Raw genomic sequence first — 17930 nt, 5'->3', positions numbered from 1 at the left:
AATGAGAGACCAAGGGCCCATTTACATGCGCGGATTCGCCGCCCTTACTCCCAACTCATCGCCCAAGCGTATAGCGCAATCATCATCATGACCTCCATCATCAGGCTGCCCAGTATGAAGAGCAAGGGCATGAACAGCAGAGAACCATAGTGCAGCACCAGAGCGGCGGCGAAATAATGCAGCGGAGCCTCCAGCAGCAGGTAGGCCAGGGAGACCCCAGTGAGGGCAAGCTTGTGCCAGATCGGCTTTTCCAGCACGTGAAAGGTCAGCGCGTGCACCCAGGGCATCAAAAACAGCAAGGTCAGCACAAAGGTCAGACAGGAGCTGTGATATTCGGGGAGGGAATGGTTGAAAGCCGCCGGCAATAGCGCGAAGTAAACGCAGGAGCAGCCCTGGATGATGACGAACAAGCGCAGCAAGTAGCGCATCGGCATGTTTTCCGGGCTGATCAAAAACGAAAGCAGCAGCAGCAGCAGGCCGATGAGGCCGTTGCCCCACCATTGCCAGAACGAGGGCACCGAGGCCGGCAGGTCCAGCCAAGGCAGCCATAAACCCGGTATTTGCCCGTTTAGTATCTCCAGGCTGGAGAGCTGGGCCGGTACGCCGGTTACCTCTATGCTCCATTGCGTGACGAGCCGCCATAGCGCGAGCGTTTGCGGCAGGAAAGCGAGCAGCAACAGGTTGAACAGCAGCGGGATGCCGATGATCTCCAGCCAGCGAAGACGTTGGAAGGATTCGGTGCGCATGGCCCGGTGCAGGGAGATGAGTTCGCCCCCATGGCCGGTGTGGCGCAGCGCCTTGAAGTGTTTTAGACGTTCTTGAAGGCTCATGGCAGATTCCAGAACACGGCGGTGGTGATGCCGGAGCGATCGTAATAGGGGCTGTGATAGCGTTCAACGGCGGCATGGATGCCCCAATGCTTGCCTATCCACTCCCTCCAGCTCAGTTGATAGAGCTGACTGTCGAAGCTTTGCTTGGGCTGGTCGACCCCGATGGGCATATAACCCTCGCCGCCGGCGTTGACCGCCAGGGTGATCAGGCGCCAGCGGTCGCGCCCATAAGTCACCGCGCCGTAACCCTGCATGGAGCTTACGCTGCCGGGGTTGCTCAAGGTGCGGTGCACGCCGCCTTCCACCACCCAGGGCGCGTCGAAGTAATAGGCCATGCCCAAGGTCAGAATGCGGTCGCTATAGCCTTGGCGATTGTCGTTGTAGGCCAAGCCGAAGGTGGTGACCAGGTTGCGGTTGGGCAGCCATTTGCGGTTGAGAGCCGCGCCGTAGTGGGTGCCTGGCCAGAAGGTGCCGCCGCTGCTGCGTCCCAACTCCAGCCTGCCGTACCAGTCCGGGTTGATGTCGTGGTTCCAGCCGCCGTTCAAGGCCATGCCCCGTTCGCCGAAACGGCTGTCCTGCTCTGCGGTCCAGTCGAAGACGTTGCCGGCGTCGGTCTGCCAGACGCCGGACAGATAGATGCCATCCCAGGCGGGGTTGTCCCCTGTGAGGCGGGAGTGCTGTGCGCCGATCTCGATGCTGCGTGCCCATGAATACGGCTCCGGCGCCGATGGCGGGGCCTCGGCCTCGGTATCCGCGAGAGCGGGCGCTGTTTCCGCCGCTTCCGGGGCCGCCATCTCGTCGGCGCGCGCTTGGCCGGCAAGACACAGGGCCAAAAGGCAGATTTGCGCTAGTCGTTTACTGAGCATGGCGGGTCTCCATGGTATTGCTCGCTGTTTGCACGTATTCAAACCGAAGGTCCTGCCCGGATCGGGCGGTGACTCTCCAAGCGTCCGGCAGCGCTTCGATATCGGCCTGGCCGGACCGCAGCACGGGCGGCGTTGGGGTTTTGGGCAGCAGCCAGCTTTGCCGCGCCAAGGTTTTTGGGTTGTGCGCGCTGACGCTGATCCAGGACGCGTCCCGGCCTTCCGCCGGCGCGGCTTGCCACTGGGTCAGTTCTCGTTGGGACAGAAAACGCGACAGGTCCGTCATCGTGTACCAATGAAATACCCCTTGTTTGCCCAAGGTCCGGGTTTGGGCCAGCCATTGGCGGACGGTCTGTTGATAGAAATAAACGCCCGGAGGGTGGAAATAGACTAGGCGCGCCACTCGTTGTTGTACCGCGAAGCGCGTCATGTCCTGCAGCCAAAGCGTCATCTGAGCGCTAGGCAATTTATTGCGCACGGCTTCTTCGAAGGAGGCGATGCCGCCGTTGGCCGATACCGGGAAAGCCCAGGGTCGGCCATGCATGTTGGCGGGGTCGATATAGGCTCGGGTGGGCCCCATGGACAGGTCGCCCACGTAGTAATAAGCCAGTACGCCGTGTTGGCGCAGCCAGGCGGTTACCCAGTCCGGATGGTGGCCGTTGGGCGCGGAATACTCGGTGAGCGGTTGTTGGGTGAGTTTTTCAAGGTCTTGCTTGTTGTTGGCGAGATAGGGCTCCCATCGTTTGCCGTTATGCTCATTGATGTTGAAGGCGAAGTAGTTGTGCGCCCAGCCGCCGTGCGCGCCGATTTCGTAACCCCGCTCGCTCAAGCGACGAACCCAGTCCTGAGCCCGCGGGTTGTGGGCAAGGTCCATGCCTCGGTGGTCGCCGGGCTGATTGGTGTCCGGCCCGGTGGTGAAATGGACGGAATAAGGGCCTTGCTCGAGAAAACCCAGTTTTTTGAGCAGGTCCAGATAGGGGATGGCGTTGGCGTCGTCGACGTGCCAGTTCATTACCAGGCCGCCGACGCCGTCCGGTACGGAAGCCAACTGGGGCAGATGCAGAACTTGGCTGTTGAAGAAGTTTAGATAGGAGTGCAGCCACAAGCCGTCGGTGCGTATTTTGAGAAAAGTGATCGGCAGGTTGACGAACAAGACCTTGCCGCGGCCATAGTCGCGCACGCCGGCAATCAAGGTGCCGTCCGGCCCTTCGGCCAACACGCGCCCCGGGAAGCGGCCGCGGGTAGCCAAGTAGCTGAAAGCCGCCTGGTCGTAGCCGTAGGTCGAGGCTTGCAGCATGGGGGACTTGCCGTCCGGATAGGGCTGGAAGCGGCCGGGCGTGATGCCGAGTTCGGCGACGGCGGACGGCGGCATCAGCATCAAATCCTTGCGCACCATCTGCTTGCCCAATTCCCGGTACAGCAGATAATCCACGCCCACCAGGCGTGATAGCGCCGGCTTGTCCAAAAAGCGGCCGCCGGCGTTTTCGCTGGCGGCGTCGTAATTGATCCATAAAGCGCCGCCGGCCTGCACATACTCCTCCAGCACCCCGGTCAGCGCCGCGTCGACGTAGCGGTGTATGGTGTCCGGCAAGATGATGCCGCGGAGGCGGGCGCGTTGTTCCGGTTCCATGCCCACCAGTTGGCTGGCGGTGATCTGCATCATCGCCACGCCGCCTTCGCTGGCGGCGTCTTGCCACGCCAGCGCGTATTTGCTGCTGGCTGGTTTGTCCGGCAGCAGCAAGGCGATGAAGGCCTGGGGCGGCGGCGTTTGCCTTGCGCGCCAGCTGTGCCAGATCGCGCTTGCCGCCAGTAGGAGTCCCAGCAGCAGGATGATGAACACCCAGCGGGGACATGATCGAATCTTATTCATTCTTCCAGCCTTTGCTCTTGCTCCGCCGTTGTGGCCAGGCGGTGCTCCAATCCTTGAAAAACCGCTTCCTCCAGCACATTCCAGCGCGGTGTTCCGCGCGCGGGAGCGGCTTTCTGCAACCAGGCGCGCGCGGCGTCCTCCCGGCCGTCTCTTAACGCGGCCAGGGCCAGCACGCCCCAGGGAAAGTCCAGTTGCGCCTTGTCCTGAGCAAGCCAGGGCCGGCCTTCGCCCTGCAGCCAGGTGTCGAAGGAGGCTTGCCCCGGCATTGCCGGCATGCCCTCCATTTTGGGGAACAGTTGCGCGGCGGCTTCCGGGTAGAAGGCGACAGGGGGAAGGTCGCGGCTGGCGACGCGCCAGCGTCGGGTTTTCGTCTCCCAAAACGCTTTGGGAAGCGCCGCGGCCAACTGCCGCATCCTCCGGCAACTGGCGCCTGTTCTGGCGCAGTCGTCGCGCAGCGCGGCGTAAACTTCGACGTTGTCCATCAAGTAGCCCAGCTTGACGCCCGCGGCATAGTCATAAATGCCGCTGCGCGCTTGCCTCAGCCGCCACAGCGCCTGCCTGGCGCGCGCCAGCGATGCCTGAAGCGGCGGGGGCATGTCCTGTTGCCGGTAGCGCCGGCTCAGCAGGGAAATCCACATGGCCAGCGTGGAGTCGTCGGCGTCGGCGTCGGCCGTTCGGCGCCAGACACCATCCGTCTGGCGCTCGAAGCGGGGAAAGCTGCCGTTGCGTTCCTGCCTGGGTGCCAGCCACGCCACCCAAGCGTCCGTGGCCGGAGCGATGGATAAGCCCAGCTCCTCGGCCGTCAGCAAGGCTTTCATCGCGAAATAGGGGTCGACATGCCGTCCATGCGCTTGCAGCAGAATGGCGCCGTCCTCGTTCTGGTAGTCAGGCAGCTTGAACGCGCCGTCCGCGGCCTGGCTTGTTCCGCAACACAAGGCCAGCATTAAATAGAGATGCTTCATCGGCCGCGCACCTTGCCGCGGACGCGGGCCCAGATGGTGCCGTGCGCGATCAGGGGCGGCGTGAGCAGCACCAAGCGCGAGGAGACGGTATTGGGCGAATCCGGTGCGCCCAATACCGAATGGGCGCCGATGACGACGAGCCGGTCCGCGACAACCGGGCCCAGCAAGCGGCAGTTCTCCCGGCAGATAATGGAGTGATCGGAAACGACGGCGCCGTCCACGGTCACCCCGCTGGCCAAGCGAACCGGCCCGCTGGCTTTGACGCTGCCCTCAATCCGGCAGCCGGGGCCGATGCTCAAGCCGCCGCGCACCACCAAGTGTCCGCGCAGCAAGCTGTTTTCCGGCAACAGGAAATCGCCGTCGATTACCGTGCGGCGCATTTCCGCGTTAAAGGGGTGGGGGGTTTTCAAGTTTTCGATATTCACCTCCCGCAACAGCTTAGCCGGGGGAGGCTGGTGCGAAGGTTCGCCCATGCGGATGGTTGCCGCTTGAAGGCGTTGGAAGCGGACAGGCCCCGAAATGTCCAGCGTGTCCTCGGCCACGGTGCGCCCGAACAACAAGCTGTCCGGCGCGATGCGGATGTTCCGGGCGCCGGCCCAACGTAGAATCGAACTGCTCCGCCCCAGGTTCAGATCGCCGTCGGCCAAGACGCTGCGCAGGATCACGCCCGGACCGGTGACGACGTTGTCGTCGCAATGGATTTCTTTCAGGAAACTGAAGCGCGCCGGAATGCGCAACTCGCCCGCGGCCAAGACCTCCTCGTCCACGACAGGGCGGTTTTCCGGGCCGATGGCGTCCAGGCGAGCGTTCCAGTCTTGCCGCCGCTCGCCCAAGTCCAGCGTTTCCAGCCGTTGCCGGTAGTTGCGGGCGAAGACATCGGCGGTGCCGGTGTGCAGCCGGTTGATGCCCAGCGCGGAGGCGTCGGTCTTGCGCAGCAACTCCAACAGACCGGGCAAGAGCGGCAGCGCGATCAGCGGCGCCACGCCAAGCACGTAAAGTATGGCCATCATCCCGGCTGTCTCCGATACCGCTTGGTTTTATCCCAATGCAGCGTTCTGTTTTTCTTGAAGGGCTCGACCAGCGACTGCTGCAGCGTGGCTCGGGAAATGGTGACCAGACTGACCAAAAAGCCAAGAATGGCGAAAGGCAAAATACGCAGTCTCTTGCCGTTGCCGTCCAGATAGCAGGCGGCGCCGATCTCGAAAAAGGCAGCGAAATTGCCCATCGCGCTGTAGCAGACCAGGGCCAGGATCAGCAGGAGGCCGGGGGATGGCAGCATGCTGTCGAAAAAGAACAGCACCAAGGTGATGGCCCAGCCGAGCAGCAGCAGCGGGGACATGGCGTAAGTGCCCAACAGCAGGAGCCCGTCCAGTTTTTCCCGCCGCGGCACACCTCGGGTGCTCAGCAGCCGGCCGACATGCCGCGCCAGCGCCTGATTATGGCCGCGCGTCCAGCGCATCAATTGCCGGATGCGAACCGGCCAGCTCTCCGGCACCTCCTCGTAGCACTCGGAGCGGTTGGTGTAGACCGTGAGCCAGCCGCCGATCAGCAAGCGGTAAGTCAAATCGGTGTCTTCCGCCAGTACGTCGTCGTGCCAGCCGCCGACGCTGTTGAGCGCGGCGACGCGGATGCCGCCGACCGTGCCGCCGTACTGCGGCACCAGCTTCATATTCATCCTGGCCTGCTGGTCCACTTGGTAGCCGCCCGCGCGTTCCATGTCCAGCATGCGGGTCAACAGGTTGGCGCCCGGGTTCAAGGGCACCACGCGGCCCATCACGGCGCCCACTTCCGGATCGAAGAACGGCGCGATCAATTGTTTGAGCAGGCCGCGGCTTGGCAGGTAGTCGGCGTCGAAGACAATGAACAGCTCGGTGTCGATCAAGGCCGTCGCATCCTTCAGCGCCGCGGCTTTGCCGGGCTTGCCCTGGGTGCGGTGAAACGGCCTGATCGCGTCCGGTCTGCGCGCCGCGATACGGTCTATGATGGCGCGCGTGCCGTCCGTGGAGCGGTCGTTGACGGGCATGATGATCATTTGTCCCGGCGGATAGTCGGACTCAAGCAGCGCCTCCATTGCATCGGCAATTACGGCCTCTTCATTGTGCGCCGCGATGAAAACCGTGACCTTGGGCCATTGCGCCGTTTCAATGTCCAGATAGGGGTGGCGCTGATGGCCGAACAGCCGATTCAAGGTGAACGCCATATGCCGCGCCGCGTACACCACGACCAAGAGCACCACGCCGTACAGTACGAAGCTCAGCGCGCGCAAAGGCCAGATGAAGGGCTGAGCGTTTGTGCGCATCAGCAAGGGGTCATCCTCTTGACTGACGGTGCGATGTCGCGCTTCTTCGATTTGGTCCATGATCAACTGCTGGGTATGGCGCAGATCGACGTTTTCCGAAGCGCCCTTGATGCTGATGGAGGGGTGAGGGGCGGCGGGCGAGTCCGGGTCTATGGGCAAGGCCTCCATGGCGGCCTTGCTGTCCGCAGAAGCGGCCGCAGTGTGGCGGCGCGTCTGATGGCCGGCGGTTTCAGCCTGATCTTTGGCGGACCAGGCCGGCGAACAGCAAACCAGCAAGCTCAGCCAAAGCAGAATGCCTTGCGCCAACTTCATCACTCTTCTCCTTGCAGGGCGGGAAGAGCGACGGCGGCCTGGCTTTCTTTGTCTGCCGACTGCGACAAGGATGAGAGAATGGTGGCGATGCGCCTGCCGGCGCAACCGTCTCCATAAGGGTTGTGGGCCTGGGACATGCTGCGGTAAGCCGCTTCATCATCCAGCAGTTCGCTGGCGTGCTGAACGATAAGCGCCGTTGTGGTCCCCACCAGCTTGGCGGTGCCGGCCGCAAGCGCCTCCGGCCTTTCCGTGGTGTCTCGTGTCACAAGCACCGGCTTGCCCAGCGCCGGCGCTTCTTCCTGTATGCCGCCGGAGTCGGTGATGATGAGGTGGCAGCGGGCCATCAGGTAGACGAAGGGCAGGTATTGCTGCGGGTCGATCAAATGAATGTTGCTCACCTGGGACAGCAGCGCATACACCGGTTTGCGCACATTGGGGTTCAAGTGCACCGGATAGACGATGTCCACGTCAGGGTAACGCTCAGCCAGCCGCACCAGAGCGCGGCAAAAGCTTTCAAACCTTTCCCCTAAATTTTCCCGGCGGTGGCCGGTGACCAGTATCACTCTCGCCTCCGGCCGCAGGAAGGCAAACTCGGAGGCGATGCCGGCCTTGAGGTCCGGCTGTTGTTCCAACTTCTTCACCGCCAATAGCAAGGTGTCGACAACGGTGTTGCCGGTGATGAAGATCCGATCTGGATCAACTTTTTCATTCCGCAGATTGAGGCAGGACTCTTCCGTGGGAGCGAAATGCCAGGATGCCAGAATGCCGGTGACGCGGCGGTTCATTTCCTCCGGCCAAGGCGAAGACAGGTCTCCGGTCCGCAAGCCCGCTTCAACATGTCCAATCGGAATCCGGCGGTAAAACGCGGCCAGGCTGGCGCCAAGCGTGGTGGCGGTGTCGCCGTGAACCAGCACGACGTCGGGCTGGACTTCCTCCAGGACTTTGTCTACAGCGTCCACCAGCCTTGCGGTCAAAGACGCCAAGCCCTGCGCCTGTTGCATCAGTTTCAGGTCGAAATCCGGTCGGATCCCGAAAAAGTCCAATACCTGGTCCAACATCTCGCGATGTTGGCCGGTCACGCATACCTTGGACGCCACGCCCGGGCAGTCTTGCAGCGCGTGGATGACAGGCACCATCTTGATGGCTTCCGGACGGGTGCCAAAGATTGTTAGTACGGTAAACATATTATCTCCATCACAGCGATTCACGAGCACACAGCAGGGCTTGGTTTTGTTTGTTTTGTTAAAATCACTATAGTACGGTAGCCATATCATATCTATCGCAGCTATTCACAAGCACTTAGCGGAGCTTAACTTTGTTGATTTTGTTAAAACTACTGATTCAAATTGTTTAAACTAAAGTAGCACACCCCCCCATAAGAAATAAAGTTAAATATTTGTTTTAATTAAACGGTTTAATATGAGCGCGCTTTGGGCAGCCATTCACAAGCCTGCTGGAGCGCCATTGCAAGCCCCGGTCAGGTGAGTGCGCGCCGGCAAGCAATCCCATTGGATTGCACCTGGCCAAAGCGCTAGTGCAAGAGTCGCGACGGCGATGTGAAACTGCAATGGCATTTCTTTGTTAGCATGTCAGGACGTACGCATGGGGAGCGTTAATCATTTGGGAAGCAGACCTAAAGCGCCGGCGAGCGTGACTGACTTCCACCTGGGGAGAAGGGCCAATGGAAAAGAAGTGCCTACAATGCGGATACCTGCGCGGCGATTCTCCGCGTGACCAGAGGACCCCGCATTACGCGTGTCCGTTGTGCCAGGCACCTTATCTGGAAATGTATCCGCAACCACTGCCGCGGCAGGAGCTGGAGCCCGTATCCCGGCTCAAATGGACGCATGCGGGCGCGGTAATCAGCGTCTTGCTGACCGGCGCGGCGGGCTTGGCGTACACGGTCTGGCCCAGCCAGCAACAGGCCGAGGCCAGGAACGAGGCGGAGCTGAAGGAGGTCGCCGGCGTAGTGCTGCCGGGTGCGGAACAAGCCGCGGGGGAGTTGTGCGGTTCCGAGTCTTTCGCCGGCGGCGCCTTTTGCGCTTGGGTGCCGGCGCTGACGGATGTGGGACGTCAAGCGGCGCTGGTGCGCGACTGCATGGAAGTGACGTCGGTCAGGCTGCACCCCGGCAGTACGAGTCCGGAGCGGCCGGACTTCGCGGTGAGCTGCCGGGACGCCGCCGGGGAAGTGATGGAAATGAGCTTCAACGAGGGGGATTTGGCGGCTGGCGGGGGGGCCGCCGCGCAGGCTAGATGAGAGCGGCGTTCTCCCGCGTCACAGCTTGACGCAGACATTGCTGATTTCGGAGTAGAAATCCAGCGAATGACGGCCGCCTTCGCGGCCGAGGCCGGACAGCTTGCTGCCGCCGAAGGGCGTGCGCAGATCGCGCGCGTACCAAGCGTTGACCCAGACGATGCCGACCTGGACGCGCCGCGCCAACCGGTGGGCTCGGTCCAGCCGCTGGGTCCAAAGCGCGCAGGCCAGGCCGTAAGGGCTGTCGTTGACGCGGCGGAGGACTTCCTCCTCGTCGTCGAACGGCGCGATGTGGCACACCGGGCCGAAAATCTCTTCGCGCACGCAGCGGGCGTGGTCGGGCAGGCCGGTCCAGATCGTCGGGCGTACATAAGCGCCTTGGTCGCGCGCGTCGCCGAACTGCGGCGTTTCGCCGCCAGTGATCACCACCGCGCCTTCCTCGCGCGCCAACGCGAAATAAGACAGCACCTTCTCGCGGTGCTGGCGCGACACTAGCGGGCCGAGATCCACGCCGTCCTCGTCCGGATAGCCCAGTTTCAGGCCCTCGGCCCGGGCTTTCAGCGCGGCGACGAAGCGATCGAAGATAGGGCGTTCCACATAGACCCGCTCGGTGCACAGGCAGACCTGCCCGGTATTGAAGAAGGACGAGCGGGCCACGCCGGCCACCGCCGCGTCGAAGTCGGCGTCGGCGAACACCACGGCGGCGTTTTTACCGCCCAGCTCGAAGGAAATGTCTTTCACGCCGTCGGCCACCGCCTTCATGATGGCGCTGCCGGTGCGAGATTCGCCGGTGAAGGACACGGCGCTGATTTGCGGCGCGCGGGTCAGGAATTCCCCGGCGGAGCCGGGGCCGAAGCCGTGCACAAGATTGAACACGCCGGCGGGGACGCCGGCATTGTACATGACTTCGGCCAGCAAGGCGGCCGACGACGGGGTCTCCTCGGACGGCTTGCACACCACGGTGTTGCCCATCGCCAGCGCGGGGCCCAGCTTCCAGGTCAGCAGTAGCAGCGGCAGATTCCACGGCGCGATCACCGCCACCACGCCCAGCGGCTTGCGCACGGTGTAGTTGAACAGCAGGCCGCCGTCGGCTTGCGGGGTTTCGCAGCAATCGTCCACCTGGGCGACGGCGAGGTCGGCGAAAGTTCTGAAATTGGCGATGGCGCGCGGCAGGTCCAGCGTGCGGGCCAAATGCAGCGGGCGGCCGGTGTCCGCCACCTCGGCGGCGACGAAGTCGTCGAAGCGCGCCTGGATGCCGTCGGCCACCTTGTGCAGCAAGGCGGCGCGTTCCGGCACGCTGTAGCGGCCCCAGGGCCCTTGCAGCGCGTCGCTGGCGGCCTGGACGGCGCGAGCCACCTGAGCGGCGTCGGCTTCTACCGCCTGGTTCAGCAGGCGGCCGTCCACCGGGCTGATATTGTCGAAGCGTTGGCCTTCCTCTTCGAATCGGCCATTGATGTACAGCGGCAGCAGGGCGGGGCGGCTCATGGTTTCTATCCTCGTCAACGGGGGGTGGACGCCGCGGTCTTAGAACCTGTTTACGATCTGCTGTGCGTCGGCGATACGGCGTTGAAAATGGTTTCGAAATGCTCATGTACCGTCTGTACACTCCGCTGTCTCAACCGTTTTCGCCTTGTCTCGCCTTAGCTCGCAAGATCGTAAACACGTTCTTAAGGGGCGACGCAATATTGGCGAGTGTAGGAAAGGCGGCCTTGGGCGCGAAAATGAATAAATCGAGTCTTGCTATTCCCCGCGCTTATACCTGATCCGCCGCGTCCAGCGCGGCGGCGGCCAGTTTCAGGCTGTCTATCATCTGCCGGGCCGCCGGCGTCAGCGGCTTGTCGGCGCGCACCGAGTAGCCGACGGCGGTGGGCGGCCCCACCTCGTCCAGCGGCAGCACCGCCAGCAGCTTGGCGGCGGCGAAGCGGCGCGCCGCCAGCCGCGGCATCAGGCCCAGGCAGTCCGAATCCACCAGCAGATTGACATTGGTCAGCAAGGACAGCGATTCCAGCAGATTGTCCGGCAGCGGGAGGCCGGCGTCGTGGAAGAACTGCTCGGCCACCAGGCGGGCCGGGGAATCCGGCGGCGGCAGAATCCATGGCCAGTCGCGCAGTTCGGCGAGGCTGGACGGCGGCGCGGCCAGCAGCGGATGGTGGCCGCCGGCCACGATGCACAGCCGGTTCAGATAGAGCGGCTGGTGGCGCAAGGGCAGTTTGCGGGTGGGCGGCGCGTCCGGGTCCGGCAGGCGGCCCACCACCAGGTCCAGTTCGCCGGCGGCCAGCGCCGGGAACAGATAATCCTGCGGTCCCTCGCGCACGGTGACCAGCAGCTTGGGCGCGTGGGCCTTCAGCCGCAGGATGGCCTGCGGCAGCAGGCTGGCGCTGGCGGAGATCTGGGTGCCGATGATGACATGGCCGCAAATGCCGCCCTTGAAGGCGTTGATCTCGTCGGTCAGATAGCGCAGTTCGGCGATCACCGCCTTGACGCGCTCGCCCAGTAGCAGCCCGTATTCGGTGGGCGTCACGCCGCGGTTGCCGCGCAGGAACAGCACGGTGTCCAGCTGCTGCTCCAGCTCGCGTATGGCCTTGGTCACCGCCGGCTGGGTCAGGTGCAGCTCGCGCGCGGCGCGGGCGATGGACTGGCAGCGCAGCACCCGGTCGAACACCAAGAGAGGACGCAGCTTGAGCCGGTTCAACACCATATCGTGAACGGAAAAAGGCGTCAGAGGATCCATCGCCGCTCCTGTGAGGTTGGGTCGGAGTGACAGAAGACTATGGCATAACTTTAGGGAATAGCAGAAGCCCGGATATTCATTTTCTCCTTATCGTCGCGCTCCATAGACTGGACGCGTCCCACTGATACGGCCGGTTTAGTCCGCGCCGGAGCGCTTGATTAAGGAGAATGCCTTGAGCCCAGTTTCACCATCCGCACTGCAAGCCGCCGCCGAGCAGCTGCGCCGCGCCGCCGACGCCGGCCAGCCCTGCGCGCCGGTGCGCGGCCTGCTCGGCGAGGGAGACGTCGACGCCGCCTACCAGGTGCAAACGCTGAATGTCCGTCATGCCCAGGCCCAAGGCCGGCGGCTGGTGGGCTGCAAGATCGGCCTGACCTCGCTGGCGGTGCAGCGGCAGCTGAGCGTGTCCCAGCCGGATTTCGGCCGCCTGTTCGCCGACATGGCGGTGTGCGACGGCGAGGAGATAGACAGCCGGCGGCTGCTGCAGCCCAAGATAGAGGCGGAAGTGGCGCTGCTGCTGGGGCGCGATCTGGACCACGACAAGCACACGCTGGCCGATCTGTTCCGCGCGGTGGACGCGGTATTGCCGGCGCTGGAGATTGTGGACAGCCGCATCGCCGGCTGGGATATCCGCATCAGCGACACTATCGCCGACAACGCGTCCAGCGGCCTGTTTGTGCTGGGCAACCAGCCTCGGCGGTTGGCCGACGTCGATCTGCTCGGCTGCGGCATGACGATGGAGTTGCGCGGCGAGCCGGTTTCGGTGGGCGTCGGCGCGGCTTGTCTGGGCAACCCGCTGCTGGCCGTGCTGTGGCTGGCGGACACGATGGGGCGGCGCGGCGAGCCGCTCAAGGCAGGCGACATCGTGCTGACCGGCGCGCTGGGACCGATGGCGCCGGCGAGGGCCGGCGACGTGTTCACCGCTCGCATCCAGGGCTTGGGCGAAGTATCGGCCCGCTTCGCCTCACTTCAGGGAGCCTCCTCATGAACCATTCCGCTCGCGTCAAAGCCGCCATCATCGGTTCCGGCAATATCGGTTGTGATCTGATGGTCAAACTCTTGCGCCACGGCCGGCAACTGGAACTGGCCGCCATGATAGGCATCGATCCCGATTCCGACGGCCTGGCCCGCGCGCGCCGCCTGGGCCTGGCCACTAGCCACCAGGGCGTGGAAGGGCTGCTGGCCATGCCTGGCGCCGCCGACATCCGCCTGGTGTTCGACGCCACCTCGGCCGGCGCCCACGCGCGCCACGAGCGGCTGTTGCGTCCGCGCGGCGTTCGGGTGATAGACCTGACGCCCGCCGCCATCGGGCCCTACGTGGTGCCGGCGGTGAATCTGGACGCGCACCTGGACGCGCCCAACATCAATATGGTCACCTGCGGCGGCCAGGCCACCATTCCGATCGTAGCGGCGGTGGCGGCGGTGACGCCGGTGTTCTACGGCGAAATCGTCGCCTCCATCGCCAGTCAATCGGCCGGCCCCGGCACCCGCGCCAATATCGATGAATTCACCGAAACCACCGCCCAGGCCATCGTTGGCGTCGGCGGCGCGCGCCACGGCAAGGCCATCATCATCCTCAACCCGGCGGAGCCGCCGCTGATGATGCGGGATACGGTGTTTTGCCTGACCGCGCCGGCGGACCGGGACGCCATCGCCCGCTCGGTGGCCGCGATGGCGGACAAGGTCAGCGCCTATGTGCCCGGCTACCGGCTGAAGCAGGAGGTGCAGTTCGAGGCGCTGCCGGCGGAAGCGCTGACGGCCTACCCGGAGCTGGCGCAGAGCGGCGGGCTCAAGGTGTCGGTCTTCATCGAGGTGGAAGGCGCGGCCCACTATCTGCCGGCCTACGCCGGCAATCTGGACATCATGACATCGGCGGCGCTGGCCTGCGGCGAACGCGTCGCCGCCCGTCTGCTGCAAGCTTGAGGAGCCCGGCATGGACAAACTGTATATTTCCGACGTGACCCTGCGCGACGGCTCGCATGCTGTCCGCCATCGCTATTCGCTGGCCCAGGTGCGCGCCATCGCCGCGGCGCTGGACGCCGCCGGCGTGGATTCCATCGAAGTGGCGCACGGCGACGGGCTGGAGGGTTCCAGCTTCAACTACGGCTTCGGCGCCCACAGCGATGTGGAGTGGATCGCCGCGGCGGCCGAATCGGTGCGCAACAGCAAGATAGCCACCTTGCTGCTGCCCGGCATCGCTACCGTTCGCGCCCTGCGCAACGCTTACGACGCCGGCGCGCGCATTGCGCGCATCGCCACCCACTGCACCGAGGCCGACATCGCCAGACAGCACATCGGCTACGCGCGAGAGCTGGGCATGGATGCCGTCGGTTTCCTGATGATGTCGCATATGAGCACGCCGCAGCGGCTGGCGGAGCAAGCCAAGCTGATGGAAAGCTACGGCGCTCACTGCGTCTACGTGGTGGATTCCGGCGGCGCCTTGTTGATGCAGGAGGTGAGAGACCGTTTCCGCGCCTTGCGCGACGCGCTGCGGCCGGAAACGGAAACCGGCATGCACGCCCATCACAATCTGTCCCTGGGCGTGGCCAACAGCATCGTGGCGGTGGAAGAAGGCTGTCGCCGCGTCGACGCCTCGCTGGCCGGCCAGGGCGCCGGCGCCGGCAACGCGCCGCTGGAAGTGTTCATCGCCGCCGCCGAGCGGCTGGGATGGAATCACGGCTGCGACCTGATCCGGCTGATGGACGCCGCCGACGACTTGGTGCGGCCCACCCAGGACCGCCCGGTGCGGGTGGACCGCGAAACGCTGGCGCTGGGCTACGCCGGCGTCTATTCCAGTTTCCTGCGTCATGCGGAAACGGCGGCGCGGCAGTATGGCTTGAAAACCCTGGACATCCTGCTGGAAGTGGGACGCCGCCGCATGGTGGGCGGCCAGGAGGACATGATAGTCGACGTGGCGCTGGACTTGCTCAAGGCCAAAGGAGGCGCGGCATGACGGATTTTGTTCAAACCTGCGCCCGCGAACTGGACATCGCGACCCAAACCGGCGAAGCCCTTGATCAACTGAGCGCGCGGCAAGCCTTCGATCTGGCACAGGCCTACCGCATCCAGCAGGCCGGCATCGCGCTGCGTCAGCATCGCGGCGAACGCGTGCTGGGACTGAAACTGGGCTTTACCAGTCGGGCCAAGCGCGTGCAAATGGGCGTGGACGCGCTGATCTGGGGCGAACTGACCGACGCGATGCAGTTGGCGGACGGCGGCGAGCTGAACCTGGTCCGCCTGATCCATCCGCGAGTGGAGCCGGAAATCGCCTTCATCACCGCGCGGGATATCTCGCGGCCGCTGTCCTTGGCCGAGGCCGGTCTCGCGCTGGCCGGCGTGGCGCCGGCGCTGGAGATCATCGATTCGCGCTACCGCGACTTTCGTTTCAGCCTGGAGGACGTGGTGGCGGACAACTGTTCTTCGTCCCATTTCGTCGTCGGCCCGCTGAGCCCGCCGGACACGCCGCTGGACAATCTGGGCGTGACGCTGCGCTTCAACGGCCGGCCGGCGCAACTGGGCAGCAGCGCCGCCATCCTGGGCCAGCCGCTGCGCGCGCTGATGGAAGTGTCCGCGCTGCTGCACGCGGAAGGACGCACGCTGCCGGCCGGCTCCTTGCTGCTGGCCGGCGCCGCCACCGCGGCAGAGCCGCTGCGCGCCGGCCTGCATGTCGGCGTGGAGATCGCCGGCCTGGGGCGTTGTGAATTTGAAATCAGCGGGAGCGCCGCATGAGTACCCAAGCCACCATCGTCAGCGGCAAGGCCGCGCCGCGCGGCCGCTTTCCGCACCTGAAGCGGGCCGGGGACTTCCTCTTTGTCTCCGGCACCAGCTCGCGGCGGCCGGACAACAGCATAGCCGGCGCCGAAGCCGACGCCATGGGCGCGACGCGCCTGGACATCGCCTTGCAAACCCGGGCGGTGATCGAGAATATCCGCGACATCTTGGCCACGGCCGGCGCCGGGCTGGCCGATGTGGTTGAAATCAGCGCCTACCTGGTGGATATGAACGATTTCGCCGCATACAACCAGGTTTACGCCGAGTACTTCGACGAGGAAGGGCCGACGCGGACCACGGTGGCGGTGCATCAGCTGCCGCATCCGCATTTGCGCGTTGAAATCAAGGCGATCGCCTACAAACCACTTTAGACGGCGTTGACCACAAGGGAAGGAAGCGCAATGGAATTGCAATACGGCATGCCTCTCAATCTGTTGGATTGGGCGCAAGGAAATCAAAGCCGACTTAAGCCGCCAGTATGCAACGCAGCTATCTGGCCGGACGGCGACTACATCATCAATATGGTGGGCGGGCCGAATACCCGCACCGATTTTCACGACAACCCCACCGAGGAAATCTTCTACCAGATCCAAGGCAACGCCTATCTGGAGATCTGGGACCGCGGGCGTTTCGACCGCATCGAGCTGCGCGAGGGCGACGCCTTCTTGCTGCCGGCCCATGTCATCCACTCGCCGCAACGGCCGGAGCCCGGCCTATGCCTGCTGGTGGAAAAGCCGAGGCCGGCCGGCCAGCACGACAGCCTGCAATGGTTCTGCCCAGTCTGCGCCGCCGAAGTCTGGCGTTTTTCCAAGCAGTTGGAAAGCCTGGTGGACGATCTGCCCAAGGCCTATCAGCTGTTTTACGCCTTGAGCGAGGACGAGCGCCGCTGCCGCCATTGCGGCACCGTCCACCCCGGCAAGGATTACGCCGCCTGGCACGAGTTGCGGCAGCGCTCCCGTCATTGAGCGCCCGTTCAATGACCGCCGCGTTCCCGCCCTAGCTCGCAAGACGGGAACCGGTTCTTGAAAACACCCCATTCACCGAGAAGCGACGCCATGATAGACATCCACTCCCATTTTTTCCCGCGGATCAGCCAGGCCGAGGCGGCCCGGCTGGATCCGCTGCGCGGGCCCTGGCTGGAGACCTCCGGCCGCAACGGGCAGATCATGGTGGGCGAGCAGCCGTTCCGGCCGGTGCATGACGCGCTTTGGGACGGCGCGCGCCGGCTGGCCTGGCTGGACGAGCAGGGAATCGATACGCAGATCATGTGCGCGACGCCGGTGATGTTTGCCTACGCCGCGCCGATAGAACGCGCCTTGCCTTGGGCGCAACTGATGAACGACCGCGCGCTGGAGATGGCGGCCGTTGCGCCGCGGCGTTTGAAAGTGTTGGCGCAAGTGCCTTTGCAGGATATCGACGCCGCCTGTCGTGAAGCCAGCCGCGCTTGCGGCGCCGGCCACGTCGGCGTGCAGATCGGCAATCACGTCGGCGAGCGGAACCTGGACGACGAGGGCCTGCTGACGTTTCTGGGCCATTGCGCCGCCGAGAACATCCCGCTCTTGGTGCACCCATGGGACATGATGGGCGCCGGCGAGAGGATGAAGCGCTGGATGCTGCCCTGGCTGGTGTCGATGCCGGCGGAAACCCAGCTGGCCATCCTGTCGCTCATCCTGTCCGGCGCTTTCGAACGGCTGCCGGCCAGCCTGAAAATCTGCTTCGCCCACGGCGGTGGCAGTTTCGCCTACCTGTTGGGACGGGTGGACAACGCCTGGGAGCAGCGGGACATCGTGCGCGAAGACTGCCCGCGGCGGCCGTCCAGCTATCTGGACCGCTTTTACGTGGACTCCGCGGTGTTCGACCCCGGTGCGCTCCGTCTGCTGATCGCCGCGATGGGCGCGGAGCGGGTGATGTTGGGCTCGGACGCGCCGTTTCCCCTGGGCGAGCAGGTGGTGGGCGGCCTGATCCGCTACACGGTGACGGACGAGGAGGACCGCCAGCGGCTGCTGGCCGGCAACGCGCGGGCCTTCTTCAATCTATAGCG

General features: G+C 64.4%; 17 protein-coding genes. 8 read left to right on the top strand and 9 right to left on the bottom strand.

Features of this window, described 5'->3' with window-relative positions; translation table 11 throughout:
* Positions 1-44: 44 nt before the first annotated feature.
* Genes HA052_RS07235 through wecB form a run of 7 tightly spaced genes read right to left on the bottom strand, consistent with a single transcriptional unit; the run spans position 45 to position 8320 of the window.
* Entirely contained in the window at positions 45-830 is a 786-nt protein-coding gene (locus HA052_RS07235; RefSeq protein WP_166451398.1) for a hypothetical protein, read from the bottom strand.
* Positions 827-1696, bottom strand: a complete 870-nt coding sequence (locus HA052_RS07230) for a YaiO family outer membrane beta-barrel protein (protein ID WP_166451397.1) — start codon at positions 1694-1696, stop codon at positions 827-829. The genes HA052_RS07235 and HA052_RS07230 overlap by 4 nt, the downstream gene beginning before the upstream one ends.
* Entirely contained in the window at positions 1686-3563 is a 1878-nt protein-coding gene (locus HA052_RS07225) for a polysaccharide deacetylase family protein (RefSeq protein ID WP_166451396.1), read from the bottom strand. Before HA052_RS07225 ends, HA052_RS07230 begins: the two co-directional genes overlap by 11 nt.
* Positions 3560-4525, bottom strand: coding sequence for a hypothetical protein (locus HA052_RS07220; protein WP_166451395.1), 966 nt, complete (start codon positions 4523-4525; stop codon positions 3560-3562). Before HA052_RS07220 ends, HA052_RS07225 begins: the two co-directional genes overlap by 4 nt.
* Positions 4522-5535, bottom strand: a complete 1014-nt coding sequence (locus HA052_RS07215) for a glucose-1-phosphate adenylyltransferase family protein (RefSeq protein WP_166451394.1) — start codon at positions 5533-5535, stop codon at positions 4522-4524. Before HA052_RS07215 ends, HA052_RS07220 begins: the two co-directional genes overlap by 4 nt.
* Entirely contained in the window at positions 5532-7136 is a 1605-nt protein-coding gene (locus HA052_RS07210) for a glycosyltransferase family 2 protein (protein ID WP_081550092.1), read from the bottom strand. The genes HA052_RS07215 and HA052_RS07210 overlap by 4 nt, the downstream gene beginning before the upstream one ends.
* Complete coding sequence (wecB, locus tag HA052_RS07205; protein ID WP_166451393.1) at positions 7136-8320, bottom strand: non-hydrolyzing UDP-N-acetylglucosamine 2-epimerase; 1185 nt, start codon at positions 8318-8320, stop codon at positions 7136-7138. The genes HA052_RS07210 and wecB overlap by 1 nt, the downstream gene beginning before the upstream one ends.
* A 602-nt stretch (positions 8321-8922) precedes the next feature.
* Here wecB and HA052_RS07200 point away from each other — a divergent pair.
* On the top strand, positions 8923-9393 hold the full coding sequence (locus tag HA052_RS07200) for a hypothetical protein (protein WP_166451392.1): 471 nt from the start codon (positions 8923-8925) through the stop codon (positions 9391-9393).
* Between the two features lie 18 nt (positions 9394-9411).
* Here HA052_RS07200 and HA052_RS07195 read toward each other — a convergent pair whose 3' ends face one another.
* Both HA052_RS07195 and HA052_RS07190 read right to left on the bottom strand, forming a co-directional pair.
* Positions 9412-10875, bottom strand: a complete 1464-nt coding sequence (locus HA052_RS07195) for a 2-hydroxymuconic semialdehyde dehydrogenase (RefSeq protein ID WP_166451391.1) — start codon at positions 10873-10875, stop codon at positions 9412-9414.
* 268 nt (positions 10876-11143) lie between these two features.
* A complete protein-coding gene (locus HA052_RS07190; RefSeq protein WP_166451390.1) occupies positions 11144-12121 on the bottom strand; it encodes a LysR substrate-binding domain-containing protein in 978 nt (325 codons plus the stop codon).
* Positions 12122-12293: 172 nt separating this feature from the next.
* On the opposite strand from HA052_RS07190, the gene HA052_RS07185 reads away from it, so the two are divergent.
* The 7 genes from HA052_RS07185 (at position 12294) to HA052_RS07155 (ending at position 17928) form a co-directional block, all read left to right on the top strand.
* Positions 12294-13106: a 2-keto-4-pentenoate hydratase gene (locus HA052_RS07185; RefSeq protein ID WP_166451389.1), complete on the top strand. Its 813-nt coding sequence runs from the start codon at positions 12294-12296 to the stop codon at positions 13104-13106.
* Entirely contained in the window at positions 13103-14041 is a 939-nt protein-coding gene (locus HA052_RS07180; protein WP_166451388.1) for an acetaldehyde dehydrogenase (acetylating), read from the top strand. The genes HA052_RS07185 and HA052_RS07180 overlap by 4 nt, the downstream gene beginning before the upstream one ends.
* A 10-nt stretch (positions 14042-14051) precedes the next feature.
* Positions 14052-15071 carry a 4-hydroxy-2-oxovalerate aldolase gene (gene dmpG / locus HA052_RS07175; RefSeq protein WP_081550106.1) on the top strand — a complete coding sequence of 340 codons (1020 nt, stop codon included), beginning with the start codon at positions 14052-14054 and terminating at the stop codon, positions 15069-15071.
* The gene (locus HA052_RS07170) at positions 15068-15847 is read left to right on the top strand and encodes a 2-keto-4-pentenoate hydratase (RefSeq protein ID WP_166451387.1); all 780 of its coding nucleotides are present in this window, start codon (positions 15068-15070) and stop codon (positions 15845-15847) included. The genes dmpG and HA052_RS07170 overlap by 4 nt, the downstream gene beginning before the upstream one ends.
* A complete protein-coding gene (locus HA052_RS07165) occupies positions 15844-16260 on the top strand; it encodes a RidA family protein (RefSeq protein WP_081550110.1) in 417 nt (138 codons plus the stop codon). The genes HA052_RS07170 and HA052_RS07165 overlap by 4 nt, the downstream gene beginning before the upstream one ends.
* 30 nt (positions 16261-16290) lie before the next feature.
* Positions 16291-16854 carry a 3-hydroxyanthranilate 3,4-dioxygenase gene (gene nbaC, locus HA052_RS07160; RefSeq protein ID WP_206118808.1) on the top strand — a complete coding sequence of 188 codons (564 nt, stop codon included), beginning with the start codon at positions 16291-16293 and terminating at the stop codon, positions 16852-16854.
* A gap of 90 nt (positions 16855-16944) precedes the next feature.
* Positions 16945-17928, top strand: coding sequence for an amidohydrolase family protein (locus HA052_RS07155; protein ID WP_166451386.1), 984 nt, complete (start codon positions 16945-16947; stop codon positions 17926-17928).
* Positions 17929-17930: the final 2 nt, after the last annotated feature.

The organism is Chromobacterium fluminis (genome assembly GCF_011602385.1).
GTDB classification, from domain to species: Bacteria; Pseudomonadota; Gammaproteobacteria; order Burkholderiales; family Chromobacteriaceae; genus Chromobacterium; species Chromobacterium fluminis.
The sequence above is the reverse complement of the archived record's forward strand: the minus strand, read 5'-3'. Positions and strand labels throughout refer to the sequence as shown.

Bases quoted from the DNA above. Each gene is read 5' to 3' on its own strand.
- HA052_RS07225 (WP_166451396.1), bottom strand. From the start codon at position 3,563: ATGAATAAGATTCGATCATGTCCCCGCTGGGTGTTCATCATCCTGCTG.
- HA052_RS07235 (WP_166451398.1), bottom strand. From the start codon at position 830: ATGAGCCTTCAAGAACGTCTAAAACACTTCAAGGCGCTGCGCCACACC.
- HA052_RS07210 (WP_081550092.1), bottom strand. From the start codon at position 7,136: ATGAAGTTGGCGCAAGGCATTCTGCTTTGGCTGAGCTTGCTGGTTTGC.
- HA052_RS07165 (WP_081550110.1), top strand. From the start codon at position 15,844: ATGAGTACCCAAGCCACCATCGTCAGCGGCAAGGCCGCGCCGCGCGGC.
- HA052_RS07215 (WP_166451394.1), bottom strand. From the start codon at position 5,535: ATGATGGCCATACTTTACGTGCTTGGCGTGGCGCCGCTGATCGCGCTG.
- HA052_RS07180 (WP_166451388.1), top strand. From the start codon at position 13,103: ATGAACCATTCCGCTCGCGTCAAAGCCGCCATCATCGGTTCCGGCAAT.
- HA052_RS07170 (WP_166451387.1), top strand. From the start codon at position 15,068: ATGACGGATTTTGTTCAAACCTGCGCCCGCGAACTGGACATCGCGACC.
- HA052_RS07190 (WP_166451390.1), bottom strand. From the start codon at position 12,121: ATGGATCCTCTGACGCCTTTTTCCGTTCACGATATGGTGTTGAACCGG.
- HA052_RS07195 (WP_166451391.1), bottom strand. From the start codon at position 10,875: ATGAGCCGCCCCGCCCTGCTGCCGCTGTACATCAATGGCCGATTCGAA.
- HA052_RS07230 (WP_166451397.1), bottom strand. From the start codon at position 1,696: ATGCTCAGTAAACGACTAGCGCAAATCTGCCTTTTGGCCCTGTGTCTT.
- HA052_RS07200 (WP_166451392.1), top strand. From the start codon at position 8,923: ATGTATCCGCAACCACTGCCGCGGCAGGAGCTGGAGCCCGTATCCCGG.
- dmpG (WP_081550106.1), top strand. From the start codon at position 14,052: ATGGACAAACTGTATATTTCCGACGTGACCCTGCGCGACGGCTCGCAT.
- HA052_RS07155 (WP_166451386.1), top strand. From the start codon at position 16,945: ATGATAGACATCCACTCCCATTTTTTCCCGCGGATCAGCCAGGCCGAG.
- HA052_RS07220 (WP_166451395.1), bottom strand. From the start codon at position 4,525: ATGAAGCATCTCTATTTAATGCTGGCCTTGTGTTGCGGAACAAGCCAG.
- wecB (WP_166451393.1), bottom strand. From the start codon at position 8,320: ATGTTTACCGTACTAACAATCTTTGGCACCCGTCCGGAAGCCATCAAG.
- nbaC (WP_206118808.1), top strand. From the start codon at position 16,291: ATGGAATTGCAATACGGCATGCCTCTCAATCTGTTGGATTGGGCGCAA.